Source organism: Aeromonas sp. ASNIH2, from assembly GCF_002934795.1.
Classification (GTDB): Bacteria; Pseudomonadota; Gammaproteobacteria; order Enterobacterales; family Aeromonadaceae; genus Aeromonas; species Aeromonas caviae.
The window spans coordinates 1563944-1580621 of sequence record NZ_CP026406.1 but is presented as its reverse complement, the minus strand read 5'-3'; the positions used below and the strand labels follow the sequence as shown (position 1 = coordinate 1580621).

Annotated in this window: 16 protein-coding genes; 3 read left to right on the top strand and 13 right to left on the bottom strand. The window is 62.4% G+C overall.

What is annotated here, in order from left to right; genetic code table 11:
- Window positions 1-51: 51 nt before the first annotated feature.
- Together ompA and C3F36_RS07240 are read right to left on the bottom strand one after the other, a co-directional pair.
- On the bottom strand, window positions 52-1083 hold the full coding sequence (gene ompA, locus C3F36_RS07245; RefSeq protein WP_010675746.1) for a porin OmpA: 1032 nt from the start codon (window positions 1081-1083) through the stop codon (window positions 52-54).
- 279 nt (window positions 1084-1362) lie between these two features.
- A complete protein-coding gene (locus C3F36_RS07240) occupies window positions 1363-2370 on the bottom strand; it encodes an SGNH/GDSL hydrolase family protein (protein ID WP_104456015.1) in 1008 nt (335 codons plus the stop codon).
- 234 nt (window positions 2371-2604) lie between these two features.
- Between C3F36_RS07240 and C3F36_RS07235 the strand changes: the two genes are divergently transcribed.
- Window positions 2605-2985, top strand: a complete 381-nt coding sequence (locus tag C3F36_RS07235) for a YgiW/YdeI family stress tolerance OB fold protein (protein ID WP_104454797.1) — start codon at window positions 2605-2607, stop codon at window positions 2983-2985.
- A gap of 57 nt (window positions 2986-3042) precedes the next feature.
- On the opposite strand, the gene mltC is transcribed toward C3F36_RS07235, so the two are convergent.
- From mltC to C3F36_RS07210, 5 genes are all read right to left on the bottom strand, one after another.
- Window positions 3043-4146, bottom strand: coding sequence for a membrane-bound lytic murein transglycosylase MltC (gene mltC / locus C3F36_RS07230; RefSeq protein ID WP_010675743.1), 1104 nt, complete (start codon window positions 4144-4146; stop codon window positions 3043-3045).
- A 119-nt stretch (window positions 4147-4265) separates the two neighbouring features.
- Window positions 4266-4538 (bottom strand): oxidative damage protection protein, encoded by a 273-nt coding sequence (locus C3F36_RS07225; RefSeq protein WP_104454796.1) that lies wholly within the window; start codon window positions 4536-4538, stop codon window positions 4266-4268.
- Window positions 4535-5620 (bottom strand): A/G-specific adenine glycosylase, encoded by a 1086-nt coding sequence (gene mutY, locus C3F36_RS07220; RefSeq protein ID WP_104454795.1) that lies wholly within the window; start codon window positions 5618-5620, stop codon window positions 4535-4537. Before mutY ends, C3F36_RS07225 begins: the two co-directional genes overlap by 4 nt.
- 167 nt (window positions 5621-5787) lie before the next feature.
- Complete coding sequence (gene exeB, locus C3F36_RS07215) at window positions 5788-6471, bottom strand: GspB family T2SS assembly factor variant ExeB (protein ID WP_043152832.1); 684 nt, start codon at window positions 6469-6471, stop codon at window positions 5788-5790.
- On the bottom strand, window positions 6471-8114 hold the full coding sequence (locus C3F36_RS07210; RefSeq protein ID WP_010675739.1) for an ExeA family protein: 1644 nt from the start codon (window positions 8112-8114) through the stop codon (window positions 6471-6473). The genes exeB and C3F36_RS07210 overlap by 1 nt, the downstream gene beginning before the upstream one ends.
- A 229-nt stretch (window positions 8115-8343) precedes the next feature.
- Between C3F36_RS07210 and C3F36_RS07205 the strand changes: the two genes are divergently transcribed.
- Window positions 8344-9582, top strand: coding sequence for a multifunctional CCA addition/repair protein (locus tag C3F36_RS07205; protein ID WP_010675738.1), 1239 nt, complete (start codon window positions 8344-8346; stop codon window positions 9580-9582).
- 101 nt (window positions 9583-9683) lie between these two features.
- Here the strand turns inward: C3F36_RS07205 and C3F36_RS07200 are convergent, their stop codons facing one another.
- Together C3F36_RS07200 and C3F36_RS07195 are read right to left on the bottom strand one after the other, a co-directional pair.
- A complete protein-coding gene (locus C3F36_RS07200; RefSeq protein WP_043152823.1) occupies window positions 9684-10949 on the bottom strand; it encodes an inorganic phosphate transporter in 1266 nt (421 codons plus the stop codon).
- 25 nt (window positions 10950-10974) lie between these two features.
- Window positions 10975-11655, bottom strand: coding sequence for a TIGR00153 family protein (locus C3F36_RS07195; protein WP_010675736.1), 681 nt, complete (start codon window positions 11653-11655; stop codon window positions 10975-10977).
- A 169-nt stretch (window positions 11656-11824) separates the two neighbouring features.
- Between C3F36_RS07195 and C3F36_RS07190 the strand changes: the two genes are divergently transcribed.
- Window positions 11825-12808, top strand: coding sequence for a CYTH domain-containing protein (locus C3F36_RS07190; RefSeq protein WP_104454794.1), 984 nt, complete (start codon window positions 11825-11827; stop codon window positions 12806-12808).
- A 46-nt stretch (window positions 12809-12854) separates the two neighbouring features.
- On the opposite strand, the gene C3F36_RS07185 is transcribed toward C3F36_RS07190, so the two are convergent.
- The 4 genes from C3F36_RS07185 to C3F36_RS07170 all read right to left on the bottom strand — a co-directional run bounded on the left by C3F36_RS07185 (window position 12855) and on the right by C3F36_RS07170 (window position 16551).
- Window positions 12855-13325, bottom strand: a complete 471-nt coding sequence (locus tag C3F36_RS07185; protein ID WP_010675734.1) for a glycine zipper 2TM domain-containing protein — start codon at window positions 13323-13325, stop codon at window positions 12855-12857.
- A gap of 131 nt (window positions 13326-13456) precedes the next feature.
- Entirely contained in the window at window positions 13457-13909 is a 453-nt protein-coding gene (locus tag C3F36_RS07180) for a GNAT family N-acetyltransferase (protein WP_010675733.1), read from the bottom strand.
- Window positions 13910-14049: 140 nt separating this feature from the next.
- Entirely contained in the window at window positions 14050-15852 is a 1803-nt protein-coding gene (locus tag C3F36_RS07175) for an aminopeptidase P family protein (RefSeq protein ID WP_104454793.1), read from the bottom strand.
- A gap of 33 nt (window positions 15853-15885) precedes the next feature.
- Window positions 15886-16551: a GntR family transcriptional regulator gene (locus tag C3F36_RS07170; protein WP_029314822.1), complete on the bottom strand. Its 666-nt coding sequence runs from the start codon at window positions 16549-16551 to the stop codon at window positions 15886-15888.
- Window positions 16552-16678 lie beyond the last annotated feature (127 nt).

The following is a 16678-nucleotide window of genomic DNA, read 5'->3' as shown; positions in this document are numbered from 1 at the left end:
GCATAAAAAAAGACGGGAGGCCATGGCCTCCCGTTTTGTTTGGGGTCGTCGTTATTGCTGTACTTCCGAGACGCCCTGTACCTTGACCTCTACCCGGCGATCCGGGGCCAGGCAGACGATCAGCTCGCGCTTGGATTTGCTGGTGCAGCTGTCGCCGGTGACGGGAGACTGCTTGCCACGCCCTTCCACATTGACCTTGCCGGCAGGCAGGCCCTTGCCAATCAGGTAATCGGCCACGGTCCGGGCACGCTGCTCGGACAATTTCTGGTTGTAGGCCTCGGAACCGATGCGGTCGGTATAGCCGATGACGGTGGCCGACCCGTCTTTGGGCCTGGCCTCTTCAATCTGGCTGTAGAGGGTATCCAGCGCCTGCCCGGCCTGGGGCTTGAGGGTGGCCTTGTTGAAGTCAAACAGCACGTCCGAGCTCAAGGTGAACTGCTTGTCGACCATCACGGGCTCGGGCGCGGGGGCGGGAGCTGCGACCGGCAGAGCCGGTGCAACCTGACCGAAGCGGTAGACGGCGGCCAGGGAGAGCAGGCCGTTGTCCATGCGCAGGCCGGTATCGTCACGGCTGCCATACGGGGTGCTGTACTGGTATTCGAGGCGGGCTGCCCAATCCAGGCTCAGGGCATACTCCGCACCGAGCGCGCCGACGAAGGTGAAGCGGCTGTCGTTTTCCAGCTGATCGCTGTCGGTCCAGCCATAGCCGCCCCCGACACGGCCGTAAAGGTCCAGATTGTCCGCAACCGGGAAGCCCAGTTTCAGCGTGAGCTGGGCCAGCTGGGCTTGCACGGAGTCATTGAAGGCCGCGCCATTGCGGGTGCCGCTGTACTTGAGCTTGCCAAGGTAGTCATAACCGAGTTCTACACCCAGATTCTGGTTGATCTGGTAACCGGCGAACGCACCGGCGCCGACTTCATCGTCGTCTTTGTCGGTGATGGCGATGGCGTTGCTTTCATCGACACCGTAGAAGTTGGACCAACCCAGTTTGGCACCGCCATACCAGGTGTTGTCTTGTCCGGCTGCCTGGGCGTTGGCCGCAAGCAAGCCTGAAACCAGCAAGGTAATCAGTGTTTTGTTCATAGATGCCTCTGCAATCTTGTGTGTGGGGAGCGCGAATTCATGTCGCCTCGCCTCGTGGGTTGGGCCTGTGTTCGACCACAACACGTTTAAACGTAGCTCGCTTTTCTCGATCTACAAGCAACTGATATAAAACATATTGTGATATCCATCTGCATCATAGTGGAGACAGAAGACCGCCGGGGAACCGTGACTCGAATCTGTGATGGGTGTCATATGGGGTTGCTTGCCCTTGTGGGCAAGAGGGCCGGCGAAGCGCCGGCCCTGGCAGGATGGCCTCCGTTATCGAGGGAGGAATTCGTACTCCTGTTCGATGAAGGCGGCAGCCCGCTCGCTCAGGGCAGCGTGTACCACTGTGGTGGGGTGGACCTGGTCCCAGAACATCTTGCCTTCACAGTTCAGCTCGCCCGCACTGCGGCGCGCCATGGGCGTTGCGACGGCCTGAGACAGCAGGGGGTTGCCGGCGATGGCAAGGCGCTCCTCGGGATTGAAGGGGGCCAGCCGACTGTCGGTGGCGGCGCTGCGGGAGGCGAACGGCTTCCACACATAGCCGCCGCCATAGCAGGCGTGTTCGGTGTCGCTCAGGCCGAAGTTCTGCGGCTCGCGCAGCATCTCGGCGAACTGCTTGTCGATCTCGAACAATTTCACCATGCCGGTGGGGGCCAGCTGGCGTGCCAGGTTCAGCAGCAGCTGGTTGTGGTAGGCGGAGACATGGCTGGCCGCCTCGACCACTTTCTGGCTGCGGGCCGAGGGGTTCTGGCCCAGATCCGGCAGGTTGAACAGCAGAATCTGCTTGGCGCCGTTCAATACCATGTGGTTGGCCGCATCGCTGATGGCATCGCGCACCCGCTTGGCATCCTGCTCGGTGTTCCAACCATAGGCCAGGTAGTCGTTGGCACCGACCCAGAGGATCACCAGATCGTCGGGCTTGAAGCTGTCCTTTTGCAGGAACTGGGTCACCTCGTAATCCAGGTTGTTGATGACCTGATACTTGGGATTCCAGGAGATCTTGTTGTAGGCCACGGCAGTGGCGCCCCCTTCCGCCTCGTTGGCGATGGCGAGGCCCGGGAAGTGCTGGGTGAGCTGCTCCAGCCAGACCGGGCCGTTGGAGAAGCGGCCCTGATGGTAAGGCGGGCTGGAGGGGAGGTAACCGCGCATCTTGTCGTACATCTTGCCGGTATCGGAGAGGCTGTCGCCGAACATCACGATGCGGGAGAAGGGGGGACGCGTCTCGGCGGCATGGGCCGTGAGGGCGAAGAGTCCCAATAAACACAAAAGCCATTTTTTCATGTAGCTGTTCTCATGGATGGGGCAGGACGGGCCTGCAGGCTGTTCCTCGATGGCGGCGGGCTGGGAACCCGCATGGCCAGGTGAAAAGGTATCCACTCGAATACATTTTTGCAGCATGCCGTGGCCATTTAATCGCTTGCGATCACATCACTCCTCCCTGAATGGGGAGGCTTCACGTTTGTTTCACGCGCCCCCGGGCAAGATGCCCTCATACCGCAAAGACAGGAGCATGAAATGAACAACGCAAAAGCAATCGCCCTGGTGGCCCTGATGTCCGTCTCTTCCTTCGCCATGGCGGCCTACACCGGCCCCAAGGAGCAGAACAAGGTATCGGTCGCCCAGTTGAAAGACGTGGCCGATGATCAGTGGGTGACCCTGGAAGGCAAACTGGTCAAACACCTGGGTGGCGAAAACTACCTGATCCGTGACGACAGCGGCGAGGTGGAAGTGGAGGTGGACGGTGACGTGTGGCGCGGTACCGAGGTAGGCCCTGACGATCTGATCCGCGTGCGCGGCGAGGTGGACCACAGCTGGAACAAGACCGAAGTCGAGGTGGAACATCTGGAGAAGGTGGGGGCTGCGCCCCTGAGCAAGGGTGGCTTCATCGCCAAGTAAGCTTTCTGGCCACAGTAAATGGGAAGGGCGCTCCGGGAGCGCCCTTCTTGCATGCCATCAGCCAGCCCGGCTTGCGACGGTTCGCTTGAACCCCTTCTCGGCCTGATTGACCTTGTAGAGATAGCGGCGAGCCTCTGCCTTGGGATGTTGTTCGGTCAGTACCTGATAGACGGCCTCGGGGGAGAGGCGGTTGATCATGCCGGGGGCCGCCTTGCGATCGTTGGAGAAGGTGTTGAGCACCCCTCCCGCACCACCGTTGTAGGCGGAGATCACCGCATAGCGGCGGGACTGAGGATCCTGGATATCCGCCAGATAGACGGTCTGCAGCAGGTGCAGGTAGGCGGTCCCCACATCGATGTTGTAGGCCGGATTGAACAGATCTTCCCTGGTCGGCTGGCCATCCTTGCCCTTGACCCTCACATAGACATCTCGCCCAGCGGTAGCCGGGATCACCTGCATCAGGCCATAGGCGTTGGCGTGGCTGACCGCATAGGGGTTGAAGCTGCTCTCGGTCTTGATCACCGCGTAGATGAGACTCTCGGCGACCCCGTACTTGCGGGAGGCATCGCGGATGATGCTGGCGTATTTGTAGCCGCGCCTGTCTTCGTGGTTGGCCACCATGGGAATGTCGATGAAGAAGATGTTGCGGATCCCGAGGGTGCGCTTCTTCATCGCGTTGGCGATCAGATAGTCGGCATAACGCTCTGCACGCCAGCTGGAGCGGATCGCTTGTCCCTGGTTGTCCAGCACCTGGCCATAGAGGAAGGGCTCGCCACCTGGCATGATCTCACGGTCGGAATAGAGGTCGACCTCTGCCGGATCATCCGGGGTCAGCAGGGTTTCGATGATGGCGCGACGCAGGTGGGCACGGGGATCCAGACCCGAGACGGTCTCCACCATGATGTGACCGCTGGAGAAATCGATGTGGGCGCGGCTCTTGTACTGATCCGTGTATTTGACGTAGTCAAACTTGCCCGCGAACAGCGCCTCGCGCCCCCATATCTCGTTCACGTTATGGGAGAGCGCACTGATCATGTGTTCAAAACCGCGCACGTCCTTGCCGTTGACCAGATCATCATCGCCACTCCCGCTGGTCTGGGGTGTGGATGAACAGGCAGAGAGAAACAGCAGGGCGCACAGCAGCCCAAAAAAACGACCCATAAGATCCTCAAACCGGGCGGTAGGGCCGCCCGTCACTGACTGGCCTGAGCCAGGATTGGTGTCACCCTGCGGCATATTGACGACTCAGGGGGACGCTGGCCCTTTGACTCGATTCCCGCTCACTGGCTGGGAGGGGTGTAGCCGTCGATCTGGACTTCACCCGCGTCGAACAGATAGCTGACCATCTCTTTTTCCAGCAACTGGCGGTGCTCGAGATTCATCATGTTCAGCTTCTTCTCGTTGATCAGCATGACCTGCTTCTTCTGCCACTCGGTCCAGGCTTCCTTGCTGATGTTGTCGAAGATCAGCTTGCCGAGTTCACCGGGGTAGAGTTGGAAATCGAGACCCGGCGCTTCTTTCTTCAGGCGCAGGCAAAATACGGTACGGCTCATGTTGACCTCTGTGGTTGCAAGTCTGGTTGTAAGTCCGGGTAGGCGAGCAGACGGGCCGTGGCCGCCGCCAATCCCACCTCGGCAGGATGGCGTAAGTTATACCAGAGTCGGGTATCCGCTTCCATGAGCAGGGGGGCGGGCGGAACAGCCATTTCGATCAGCAAAGGGCGGATATCGAGGTGGAAGTGGCTGAAAGTGTGACGAAATCCAGCGAGCTCCTGATAGGCGGCATCCTCCAGCCCCAACTCCCGCAGTCGTCCGGTCACCTCGGTGAGGGATTCCACCTGCGGGAAGCAGTAAAGCCCGCCCCAGATCCCTTGCGGCGGACGCTTCTCCAGCAGCAGCTGATCGCCGAGGCGGATGATCAGCATAATGCCGTTGCGTGCCGGAATGCTCTTCTTCGGCTTGCTGTGAGGGTAGGAGGTGGGGTTGCCCTGCGACAGCCCCTGGCAATCGGCCTGCACCGGGCAGCGCTCGCAGGCGGGCTTGCTGCGGGTGCAGACGGTGGCCCCCATGTCCATCATGGCCTGGTTGTACTGGGCCACCCCGACGCGCGGGGTGAGGCGGGTCGCCAGCTCCCAGAGATCGTGCTCGACCTGCTTCTGGCCCGGCCAGCCCGCCAGCGCCAGCCAGCGGGTGAGTACCCGCTTCACGTTGCCATCCAGGATGGCGTGGGGCTGGCCCAGAGAGAGGGAGAGCACGGCCCCGGCGGTGGAGCGACCGATGCCGGGCAGGGCCATCACCTCTTCCAGTTGTTCCGGAAAGAGGCCGCCGTACAGATCGCGGATCTGCTGGGCAGCCTTGTGCAGGTTGCGCGCGCGCGCGTAGTAGCCAAGCCCGGTCCAGTGATGCAGCACCTCGTCGATGGGGGCGTTGGCCAGGGCCAGCACGTCGGGGAAGCGGGCCATGAACCGCTCGTAATAGGGGATGACAGTGGCAACCTGGGTCTGTTGCAGCATGATCTCGGAGACCCAGACCCGGTAGGGGGTCTTGTCCTGCTGCCAGGGCAGGGTCTTGCGGCCGTGGATCTGGTACCAGTCCAGAATGCGGGTGGCGAAAGTGGTGTTGTCTGAGTGGCTCACAGTGTGCTCATGTTCTGATGATAAGTCCGCCCGCCATCAGGAGGGCGATCCCCGACCCGGTGCATGGCAAAGGTCGAGTGTAGGTTATTGATTAAAAAGGGGAGCTCTCGGGCTCCCTCAGAATGGGCGGTGACCCTCCCGGGGGAGGGCCACTGGATGCCGGCAGATCAGCCGCGCCAGTCTTGCAGCGCCTTGAGGCTGGCATACTGGCCGCCGACCTGCAGGACGATGTAGTCCTGGGCGATGGCTGCCAGGATGACACCGGGGGCGATCTCATTGCCCTCGCGCCACTCCCGTCCATTGAGCACGACGGCCCGCTTGGCAGAGTCGGAGGAGTAGTTGTGGGCACCATAGGTCAGGGACGGTACCTGCTGTTTCAGGGCCGGGGCCAGGGCGCCGAGGGGGATGGCACTGGTCTGGACCTGAGCCTGGGGCGCACTCTCTTCCACCAGCGGCGTGTTGTTGAGGGCGGCCATCAGCCGTTCTGCCAGACTCTGTCCCCCCTGGTTTGCGGTAGTCGCAGCCGGGGTTGCGGCAGGTCTTGGAGCGACCACGGGCTCCGGCAGGGGGGGCGGCAGCGGCCGGGTGATCATGGGCCTGGGTTCGACCCGCACGAAGGGGGGAGTCACCACTTCCTTCACTTCGACCTGCTGTTCCACGGGTTTGAGGTGATAGAGGTGCCAGCCATAGTTGGCTGCGGCGCCCATCACCAGGGCCAGGGGCACCAGGGCCCACCAGATCCAGTGGCGGTTGGGCTCCTCTTCCTGGCTCACGGGCAGACCCATGAGCGGCATATGGGGGGTGAACTGGGGCTGGTCGGCCCGGCGCAGGGCCTTGAGCAGGGTGGACATCAGGAGGCCTCCTCGACCATGGGGTCCGTCTCATCATCTGCCACGCTGTCGAGATCGACCGGCGTGCTGGCTCGCAGGGATTCATCCTCCAGCCTGGGCATGGGTTCGCCGGAGGCCACATTCAGCCGCAGCAGGGTGTTGCTGCCGGCGATGCCGTCCGGGGTCAGTCCCTGCTCGCGCTGGAACTGTTGCAGCTTGTTCTTGAGGGTGGCATCGAAGCGGCTCACCTTGCGATCGGGTTGCTGCATGGCGCGGCTAAGGGCGTTGTCCAGCCACTGCACCTGGGCAGCCCCGGCATTGCTCGCTATCAGGGGCACGTTGCCCCTGGGCATGCGCCAGAGCAGGGTGTAGCTGCCGCCCCAGGCGTCGGAGAGCCACTGCCTGTCCACCTGCCAGCTCTGGTTGCCGATGAGCAGGGAAGCCTTGTCCGCCCCCAGGCTGACCAGGGTGGCGTAATAGAGGCCGCCGGTCTCGTCGGTGAGACTGATGAGGGCCGGGTATTGCAGCGCCTGCAATTGTGCCAGGGAGGCTTCTCCCTCCTGGCAGCGCAGGCCCGCACGGGGGGCATTGTCGCAGGTTGCCTCCTCCAGCTCGGCCTGGTAGCCCCATACCTTGTAGAGATTCTGCATGGCGACGTCCGGCTCCAGCGCCTGATTGATGGCGCGGGTCAGCTGGGCTTGCTGCTCCGGCGTGTCATCCACCTTGACCGGTACCTCGACCTTGACCAGGGGGCGGGCTGGGAAGAATCCGAAGAATTGCCAGCCCCACCAGCCGGTGGCGACCAGCAGGGCGCCCACCAGGGCGACCGTGAGGCCGGATTGCCAGCTTCCCTCGTCGCGAATGCCGCTCACCTCATACGCGGACTGGCTGATGTCCCCGTGCACTATCTTGTGGCTGCCACGGGCGAAGGCGGCGATGAGGGCGCGGTCGCAGATGAGGTTGATGAGACGGGGAATGCCCCCGGAGAGGCGATGCAGGGTCTGGATGGCCCTGGGGGTGAAGATGGGCTGGACGCAGCCTGCCACCTGCAACCGGAAGCGGACATAGGCATCCACATCCTGGCGCGACAGCGGCAGCAGGTGATAGCGGGCGGTGATCCGCTGCGCCAGCTGGCGCAACAGGGGCTGGCGCAGCATCTGTTGCAGCTCGGGCTGGCCGATGAGCACCACCTGCAGCAGTTTCTTCTCGTCTGTCTCCAGATTGGTGAGCAGTCGCAACTGCTCCAGCACGCCGGGCAGCAGGTGCTGGGCTTCATCCACCAGCACCACGCTGCGCTTGCCTGCCGCCAGATTCGCCAGCAGATGATCCCGGATAAGGTCGAACAATTGCTTGAGGCTGGCCTCTTCGCCGTAGGGCAACTGGAATTCGTCGCAGATGGCGGCCAGCAGATCCCGCTCGGTCAGAGAGGGATTGAGGATGTAGGCGATCTCGGTGTCGGCGGGCAATTGCTGCAGCAGGCAGCGGGAGACGGTGGTCTTTCCCGTACCCACTTCCCCGGTCAGCAGCACGAAGCCGCCACCGTCCTGCAACCCGTAGTTGAGGTGGGCGAGGGCCTCCCCGTGACGCTCGCTCATATAGAGGTATTTGGGGTTGGGCGAGATGGAGAACGGGGGCTCCGACAGACCGAAGAACTGTGTGTACATAAGGATCCATTCCATTGTTATGGGCGGCAGGTTAAAGCCTCCCAAAAGGGATGTCAAAGACCCGGATACCATAAGGGGAGCTGGCTCGAACCACGGGCTGAGTCGCCCGGGACGATGGCGGGAAGCAGCCGCCCGGCCGAGTGATGGAGAGCCCGGTGCGACGGGTGCACATCGTCTCTCTTAGCCAAAAGCGGTATCATCGGGGCAAGTTTATCGAGGGAGAGTGCGCGTGCAGATTTATCTGGTCGGAGGGGCGGTGCGGGATCGCCTGTTGGGATTGCCCCAGGGGGACAGGGATCACCTGGTGGTCGGCGCCACGGTGGAGCAGATGCTGGGTCTCGGATTCACCCAGGTGGGCCGAGACTTTCCGGTCTTTCTTCACCCCAAAACCCAGCAGGAGTACGCCCTGGCGCGCACCGAGCGCAAGCAGGGGCAGGGTTACACCGGCTTCGTCTGCCATGCCGCCCCCGAGGTGACGCTGGAGCAGGATCTGCTGCGCCGGGATCTCACCATCAACGCCATCGCCGAAGATGAGGATGGGCAACTGCACGATCCCTACGGCGGCGTGCAGGATCTGGAGGCGCGGTTGCTGCGCCATGTCTCGCCGGCCTTTGCCGAGGATCCTCTGCGCATCCTGCGGGTGGCGCGCTTCGCCGCCCGTTTCCATGCCCAGGGGTTCGTGGTGGCCCCCGAGACGCTGGGGCTGATGCGCGAGATGACGGAGGCTGGAGAGCTGGCCCATCTGACCCCGGAGCGGGTCTGGAAGGAGCTGGAAAAAGTGCTGCTGGGGTCGACACCCCAGATCTTCTTCGAGGTGCTGCGTGAATGCGGCGCACTCAAGGCGCTCTTCCCCGAGCTCGATGCCCTGTTCGGTGTGCCGGCACCTGCCAGATGGCACCCGGAGATCGACACCGGCATCCATACCATGATGGTGCTGGCGCAGGCATGTCGTCTCTCCCCCGAATTGACCGTGCGCTTCGCGTCCCTCTGCCACGACTTTGGCAAGGGGCTGACTCCGCCCGCCTTCTGGCCGAGCCATCACGGCCATGGTCAGAAGGGGTTGCCGCTCATTCGGGATTTTTGCGAGCGCTTCCGGGTGCCGAACGAGTGTCGCGATTTGGCCCTGCTGGTGAGCGACCTGCACACCCATATCCACATTGCCTTCGAGCTCAAGCCCGCGACCCTGCTCAAGGTATTCGACAAGGCCGATGCCTGGCGCAGACCGGAGCGCTTTGCCCAGCTGCTCGATGCCTGTCGCGCCGACTTCCACGGTCGTACCGGCTTCGAAGAGAAGGTCTACAGTCAGCCGGACTATGTCGCCGAGGCCCTGGAGGCGGCGCAGGCTGTGCCGGTCAAGGAGATAGTGGCGGCCGGCTTCAAAGGGGAGGCAATCCGCGAGCAGCTTGCCAAGCGGCGGCTTGATGCCATCAGCCGGGTGCGCGACGAGTGGACCTTCATCGAGGAGTAAACGCCGCAGCCGATCGACGCTCAATCGACGGCGTAATATGGGCGAAGCATAAAAAAGCCCGGGTCAATGACCCGGGCTTTTTGTCGTGCGGCGTGGGCTGCTCAGGAGAAGCAGGCCTGCAGCACGTAGAAGATGGCGATGGCCAGGATGGCGCCCGCGGGCAGGGTGATGACCCAGGAGACCACGATGTTGCGCAGCACGCCCAGGTTCAGGGCCGCGATGCCCCGTGCCAGACCGACGCCCATGACGGCACCCACCAGGGTCTGGGTGGTGGAGATGGGCAGACCGGTGCCGGAGGCGATCACCACGGTGGCGGCAGTGGCCAGCTGGGCGGCGAAGCCACGGCTCGGGGTCAGGTGGGTGATGCCGGTGCCGACGGTCGCCATCACCTTCTCGCCCATGGTGGCCAGACCGATGACGATGCCGATGCCGCCAAGGGGGAGGATCCACCAGGCGATGTGGGAGCTGCCGCCGATCTCGCCGCCGGCCGCCACGATGGAGGCGACTGCAGAGAGCGGACCGATGGCGTTGGCCACATCGTTGGAGCCATGGGCGAAGGCCATGGCGCAGGCGGTGATGATCATCAGGATGCCGAACACCTTCTCCACGTTGGCGAAGTGCATCTTGCTGTCATCTTTCGGGTTGTACTGCTGGCCGCGGATATAGATCCAGCCGGTAAACGCTACCGCGATGGAGATGGCGACGGAGAGCAGCGCGCCTTCGCCATTGCTCAGGTGCAGACCGACGTGGGTCAGCCCCTTCTTGATGGTGACCAGGCAGATGACCAGGGACGTCAGGAACATGTAGAAGGGGACATAGCGCTTGGCGTTGTCCAGGGGGTTGTCCGTGTTGAAGATGAGCTTCTGGACGCTGATGAACATGAAGTAGGCGATGATGCCCGAGATGGCCGGCGTGACTACCCAGGAGCCGACGATGCCGCCAAACTTGTTCCACTGTACCGCTTCCGGACCGATGCTCACCACGGCGAAGCCCACGATGGCGCCGATGATGGAGTGGGTGGTGGAGACGGGCCAGCCGAAATAGGAGGCCAGGATCAGCCACAGCCCCGCAGCCAGCAGGGAGGCGATCATGCCGAGCACCAGCAGATCCGGCGTGTCGGCAAAGGCGTTGCTGTCGATGATGCCGCTGCGGATGGTGGCCGTCACTTCGCCACCGGCCAGATAGGCACCGGCAAATTCAAAGATCATGGCGATGATGATCGCCTGACGGATGGTCAGGGACTTGGTGCCGACCGATGTGCCCATGGCGTTGGCGACGTCGTTCGCACCAATGCCCCAGGCCATCAAAAAGCCGAACAAGGCCGCCACGAGCACCAGGGTGGTGCCGTAATTTGCGATAATGTCCATTAGTAGTGTTTACCCAGTCAGTCGATTACGAACGAGCCAGCATCAATTCCAGACGGGCGCCAACGCGCTCTGCCTGATCAGCCAGGTCACCTACCCATTCGAGGATCTTGTAGAGGAACATAACGTCGATCGGATTGTATTTGTGCTCAACGGCTTGCAGCTGTTGGCGCAGTCCGATCTGCATGGTGTCAGTATCGTCCTCGATGAGATCCAGCTGGTGGATCATCTCGGCAACCATTTCAACTTCACGTCCTTTAAAGCCGGTTTCGAGCAGCTCATCGAGTTCTCCGATGGCTTTTTCGGCTTGGGCGGTCGCATCGATACAGCGTTTGAGATAGGCCATGAAATCGGCGCGCATCTCGGTGGGGAATTCCATCTTGCGGCCAAGCATGCGACCGGAAATATCCTTGGCACGGTTGGCAATCTTGTCCTGCTGGGTCAAGAGCTCCAGCAGATCGGTACGGGCGACCGGCAGGAACAGGCCGCGAGGGAGTTTCAAGCGGATTTCGCGCTTGAGGATGTCCGCTTCTTTTTCCAGCTGGGCGATCTGTTGCCGGATCTTCTCGGCATCTTCCCAGCGGTCTTCGGCAACGGCATCAAAGAAGGGAATGAGCTGTTCGCAGCACACGTGAACCTTGACGATATGCTTCTGCAGCGGCTTGATGGGGGACTTGGCAAAAAGACCCAAAATAGTATTTACTGGCATGGCCAAACCTGTGTCGGTGAAAAAACACTCGATACGATTTTATGAGGGGCGCATGGTAACCGAACTGTGCCATCAATAAAACCGTGAATTAATCGTGAACTGTCGCTGGCATTATATCCTCGCGACCCTGAACATGCCCCCCAAAGTTGCCCGCCAGCCCGGAATGACTATGCAAACTGAGATCGAGATAAAGTTTTTCGTCACCAGCAATATTCAAGAATCCCTCTCCAACCTTCTGAATTCACTAGAGATTATTTCTTCCAATCAAGCCGCTCTTGGCAACGTCTATTTCGACACGCCCGATCTGGGTTTGCGTGGGCTCGAGATGGGGTTGCGCATTCGTCGCAGCGATGATTTTTCCGAGCAGACCATCAAGTGCCGGGGGCAGGTCGTGGGTGGATTGCACGCCAGACCCGAGTACAACGCCCCGGTGGAGGGCACCATTCCGACCCTGTCTGCCTTTCCTGCCGATATCTGGCCGAGTCTGGCGGTGCGCGATGAACTCCAGAGCCGTCTGGTGGCCCAGTTCAGCACCGATTTCCTGCGCCGCCACTGGCTGATCGCATTCGGAGATGCCGAGATCGAGCTGGCCTGGGATCAGGGGGAGATCGCCGGTGCCCTGGGGCGTACCGGGATCGACGAGCTGGAGCTGGAGCTGAAATCCGGCGATGCCCGCGCCCTGTTCACCCTGGCGAGCAAGCTGGCGGCGCTGGGAGGATTGCGGCTGGGTGCCCAGTCCAAGGCGCAGCGCGGATACAGGCTGGCTGGGCTTGGCAAGCCACTGGCCGTGCAGCCCCTGCAAAGGATTGAGGGCAAAGATCAGAAGGCCAGCATTACCCTGGGTATGCAGCACTGGCAGTATCATGAGCAGCTCTGGCTCGAGAGTGACGATGCTGGCGAACAACAACGGGCGCTGCATGCCCTGCTCGAGGGGGTATCCCTGGTTGCCGAGGCGGCAGGCACGCTGACGGTGCCCCCCTCCTGGCTGGCCGACCTGCAGGCGCAACAGCGTCTGATGATGCAGGTGGCCGGGGATCGTGCATCACTGCATGCCCTGTTCCACCATGCCGACCTGGTGGGCCTGCAGCTGTCTATCGCGGCCTGGCTGCATCTGGGGGGTGAATCCTCAGTGGTGCAGAGCGCAAAAAGGTGAGCCCGGGCTCACCTTTTTTATGGCAGTTGCACCTTGAGCGGCGCTATTAGTTCACCACGGCCACGTTGATGGTGCCGTTGCCCTGGGTCATGCGGACCCGGGCACCTGGCACAAAGGTGGGGCTGGCCTTTTGTACCACCACGATGGATTCGCCGTTCTCTTTCTTGATCTCGAGCTCGACCCCGTCAACCTGGTTGAGTTTGTCCCCTGCCGCCTTGCCGGCCGCCGCACCCGCAATGGCGCCACCGGCCGCCGCGATGTCACTGCCACGACCGCCGCCTATGGTGCTGCCGAGCAGGCCGCCGACCACGGCACCGCCAATGGTGCCGATCAGGGAGTTCTCATCGGCCTGGATCTTGACGGGGCGGGTGGAGAGGATGGTGCCATAGCTGACGGTCTGTACCTGCTTGGCGCGATCCTTGGTGTAGACATCGCCGGAGTAGACGTCGCTGTTGGCACAGCCGGTGATGGCGGTGGTGGCCGCCAGCAGGGTGACGAGAGCAATACGTTTGAACATGATGGGCCTCCTGGGCGGGCATCGGATTAATCTGGTGATGAATTGCACTTTACGCCAACCAGATTGCGCATTAAACCCGCAAAGTGTAACCAATTATGTGGCCGGAAGGCTCCCGTGCCGGTGGTGGATGGTCAGGTCAGGGCTTTTTCCAGCAGCAGGCGATCCTCGCCCGGCCCGAAGTAGCCTCTCTCTTCTGCCAACTGCTGATAACCCAGCCTGAAGTAGAGGCGCTGGGCCGGATTGGCGGGATCAACGGTCAGTCTGACCCGCTCAACTTCCAGTTTCAGCAGTCCCTGCTCCACCTGCAACATCATTTGCTCGGCCAGGCCGAAGCCGCGCGCTTCGGGGCGTACCGCGAGGGAGAGCAGCCAGCCCTGCGACCGATCCTGACCAAGCCCCCCGAGGGCATAGCCCAGCAGCCGGCCTTCCCGTTCCGCGACGACCAGCAGTTCGGGCCACAGATCCATGGCCTGGCGAAAGAAGAAACCGGGGTAGACATCCTCGCCGAAGACATCGGCATCTATCTGCCAGATGGCGTGCATGTCGGTATGGGTGGCAAGGCGCAATACGGGGGACGAGTGCATCGGGGCTCCTCTCATCGGGTCTCTGCTGCGGGGCAGCCAAAAAGGAGGCACAGGGTAGAAGGGGCGGGGAGTCGATGCAAGTGGGGGGGCGTTTGTGGCATGCCGCGGATAAAGAAACAGGGCCCGCAGGCCCTGTGTCATCAGAGGAGGCTGGTCGCCTGCTCCAGCCAGGCGAGATCCTCGCCCTCCAGCAGCGGGCTCAGACGGCGGTAGACCTCCGCATGGTATTCGTTGATCCAGCGGAACTCCGCCGGACTCAGCAGGCTGCGATCGATGAGGCGGATGTCGAACGGCACATAGGTCAGTCGCTCGAAGCCCAGCATCGGCAGCTCGCCACGGGCCTCCTGTTCGGTCACCACCACCAGGTTTTCACAGCGGATGCCGAAGGCATCTTCCCGGTAGTAGCCCGGCTCGTTGGAGAGCACCATGCCCGGCTGCAGGGCCACCAGGCTGCCCTTGGGGGCGATGCGCTGCGGGCCTTCGTGCACGCTGAGGAAGTGGCCGACGCCGTGGCCGGTGCCATGGTCGTAGTTGTAACCGGCCTGCCACAGGGGCATGCGGGCCAGCACGTCGAGCTGGATGCCGGCAGTGCCACGGGGGAAGCGGGCCTGATCCAGGGCAATATGACCCTGCAGTACCAGGGTAAACATGGCTCTGTGCTCGTCGGTTACCTCACCCACCTTGACGGTGCGGGTGATGTCGGTGGTGCCGTCCAGGTACTGGGCGCCGGAGTCCACCAGATAGATGCTGTCCTGGCCGAAGGCGCGCGGGGTACCGTTGGTGTGGCGGTAGTGGCACATGGCGGCGTTGGGGCCGAGTGCCGAGATGGTGTCGAAGCTCGGCTCCACGTAGTGCTCCTGCTCGTGGCGGAAGGCTTCCAGCTGGTCGGCCAGGGTGCCTTCGTCCACGCCGTCGAACTCGCCGCTGGCGATCAGGCGATCCAGCCAGGCCAGGAAGCGGGTGACGGCAACGCCGTCGCGCAGGTGGGCGGCACGCATGCCGGCCAGCTCCACGGGGTTCTTGCACGCCTTGGGCAGCATGGTGGGATCCTGGCCGGCCACCAGAATGGCGCCCGCCTCTTCCATCACGAGCTGGGTCCAGGCGTTGGCGGTGTTGGGGTCGGCCAGCACCTTCTGCTGATCCTCGCCGATGCGCTGCAACACGTCACCCAGCTTGTCGATGGGGTAGACGGAGACATCCTGCCCCACGTGCTGGCTGAAGGCGAAGCAGTCGATCTTGTCGGTATCGACGAAGAAATCCATGGTGGTGTTGGCGTAGAGCACCGCAAAGCCCAGCACCACCGGCAGGCGTTCCACGTCTCGACCACGCAGGTTGAGCAGCCAGTTGATGGGCTCGGCCTGGGTCAGCAGCACCGCATCCAGCCCGCGCTTGCGCAGGTCGCTGGCCAGCATTTCGCGCTTGGCCTGGCTGGACTGGCCCGCCAGCTCCTCGCTGTAGAGGATGACAGGGCTCTTGGTCGGAGCGGGACGATCGCTCCAGTGCAGATCGATGGGGTTCTCGTCGATGCGCACCAGCTCGATGCCGTGATCGGCCAGCACGGCGTTGGCGTTCTGATACCAGGCCAGGCTGTGCAGGCGGGCATCGAAACCGACCCGGGAGCCTGAGGGCAACTGCTCCGCCAGCCACTGCACGTGGGGGTCTTCATTGAGGTGGAGAAACTCGAACAGCTCGGCCGGCGCCTGCATGCGCGCCTGCACTGTATAACGACCGTCGATGAACAGGGCCGCCCGATGCGCCATGATGATGGCGAGCCCGGCGGAGCCGTTGAAACCCGTGATCCAGTCCAGCCGCTCGGCATAGGCGGGAATGTACTCCCCCAGATGCTCGTCGTCGTGGGGAACGATAAAAGCGTCCAGCTCCAGCGTGGCCAGTGTGGCCCTGACCTGGGCGACGCGGGTTTCAATAATCTCGAAATGGTTCATGTCGTTATTGCCAGCTTGTGGTGATGTGAGTGTTCATTGATGGTGGCCGCTTGCCAGGATCTGTCTGATCGACTGGCCTGCCGCCTCGATGTGTTGCTTGAGCAGTACCACTGCTTCGTGCTTGCGCCGGGCGCGGCACAGTTCAAGGAGTCGGGCGTGCTCCCGCTCGGCCTTGTCCACGCCGCCCTGGGCGAACAGCAGTTCGAAACGCACATAGCGGTCGCAGCTCAGATTGATCTGGGCGATCAGTTCCAGTGCCTGGGGGCGATTGGCTGCCTGGTAGAGGGTGGCGTGAAAGCGGTGATTCAACTCGGCCCAGTGTTCGATCTGGGTGCCAGACTCCAGCGCCAGATCAAACTGGGCGAGGATGGCTTGCGCCTGGGCGAAGGTCTCCTCCGTCATCAGGTCGACGGCGTGGAACAGGGTATCGGCTTCGAGCAGTGCCCGCAAATAAAAGAGCTCCTCGATGGCTGAGGCATCCAGCATGGTCACCACGGCGCCGCGATGGGCCTCGAACTTCACCAGCCCCTGGGCTTCCAGTTGCATCAGGGCTTCCCGTACCGGGATACGGCTCACCGCCAGCTCCTTGGCGATGGCGTCCTGGCGCAGGGGGGCGCCCGCTGCAAACTCGCCACGCAATATCCGGCCGCGGAGGTTCTCCATCACCATCTGGGTTCGGGTCTTGTAAGGTGGGGTCATGCTGGGGTCACGGGCAGGTTGCAAAATTGTATATTGTATAAAGTTTGGCTGAATCTAACGCGCAAGGGCCGTCAAGGCAAGGCTTGGCGGGAGCCATATGCCGCGCATCGGCCAAAAAAATACCGGC